The sequence below is a fragment of the Microcoleus sp. K5-D4 genome (assembly GCF_036704575.1).
Taxonomy (GTDB): domain Bacteria; phylum Cyanobacteriota; class Cyanobacteriia; order Cyanobacteriales; family Microcoleaceae; genus Microcoleus.
Genome location: NZ_JAUBSD010000205.1, coordinates 1 through 1,526, shown reverse-complemented (window position 1 = coordinate 1,526; position 1,526 = coordinate 1). Strand labels below are relative to the sequence as shown.

The following is a 1,526-nucleotide window of genomic DNA, read 5'->3' as shown; positions in this document are numbered from 1 at the left end:
CGTAAGGATTCAGGTAAAAAATAGTTGATTGAGAGCCGAAAAATCTGGTAATGTAGTCAGATGAGCGAAAAGCCAGAGTTATCAGCAGCACTAAAATTAGAAATAGTTGACCAGTTGAGCCGTGAGGAACTGGTCAAAATTGTGCTAACTCAACAGAAGCTGATTGAAAAACTACAAGCAGAACTCGAAAAGCTCAAAGAGAGACAGCCCAGCAATAGCAAAACATCATCGAAACCCCCATCAAGCGATCTCATACAGAAATCAGAGCTCGCCAAAGTTGATAACTCAAAAGAATCAGAAAAAGATCCCAAGCCCAAACCAGGAGGACAGCCAGGACATATTGGCAAAACCCGAAAAGGATTTGGACGAGTGGATAGATATCAAATCAGCACTCCGGACTCTTGTGAACATTGTGGTAGCAGAGAATTAAGTGATGCGATGGGTTACAGCAAGCAGCAGGTAGCCTGTTTAGTTGGCAGACCAATTGAAGTAGTGGAATATCAACGAGTCAAGTGTCAATGCCTAGAATGTGGAGCAATGGCACTTGGACCTGTCTCACCAGGCATCGTGGCAGGACAAGACTTGAGCATCGATCTACAAGCATTATTGGTATGGTTAGGTAATTATGGGCACCTATCCTATGAAAAACAACAAGAATTGCTGCGGGAATTAGGTGGAATCGAAATTGGAATCGGCACCTTACAAGCAACAAACGCGCGGTTAGCCAATGCTGTAAAGCCGGCCATCGAAGCCTTGTGGAAATGGGCACCATTACAACCCAGCATCCATGTGGATGAAACTCCGTGGTGTGTCAAGGGAGTCAAAGAATGGTTATGGACAGCGACAGGTAAAGATTTTTGCCTGTTCCATGCGGCAAACACTCGCAGTAGAGCCGAATTAGAGACAATGCTGGGTTCGGAGTTTGCTGGAGTGTTGAGTTCTGATGATTTTAGCGTCTACAACGGTGTGATTGTGGGAGCGCAGCAGAAATGTTTAGCCCATCTACGGCGACATTTTAAGAAAATTCTGCAAATGGGCCGCGGTAACGACACTGTCGTCGCAGAGGCATTTTTGGAATTAATTGATGAGGCATTTCGACAACATCGAAAATGGCGCGAGCAGCCTGAAGAACTCGATTATCACACTTGGGCGAGGGACTTTAAGGTGAGGCTGGCAGAATTGTTAAATACTTGGCAAGGTCATGTTGGTTATGCTGCTGGACTTTTACTGCGTTCATTGCGTGATAAAGCGCACCAATGGTGGTATTTTTTAGACCACCCGTCCATTCCCCCTGACAATAATTTGGCTGAACGTTCCCTCCGATTAGCTGTGACTAAGCGTAAGGTATCTGGCGGTTCCCGCTCCATGTCTCGGTTTGAACAAACTGCTGATTTGTTATCTGTGATTCAGACTTGTCGGTTTCAAGGTATCCGTGCAATATATTTTTTCCGTGATGCTCTATCTGCCCATTCTTGTAACTTATTCATGCCTTCTCTTATTCCCCAATCAAAGACCTGAATCCTTAC

At 45.1% G+C, this 1,526-nt stretch carries 1 protein-coding gene; it reads left to right on the top strand.

The annotated features are described in order from the left end of the window. Positions 1–60: 60 nt before the first annotated feature. Entirely contained in the window at positions 61–1,518 is a 1,458-nt protein-coding gene (gene tnpC, locus QUA77_RS29070) for an IS66 family transposase (RefSeq protein ID WP_333454088.1), read from the top strand. Positions 1,519–1,526: the final 8 nt, after the last annotated feature.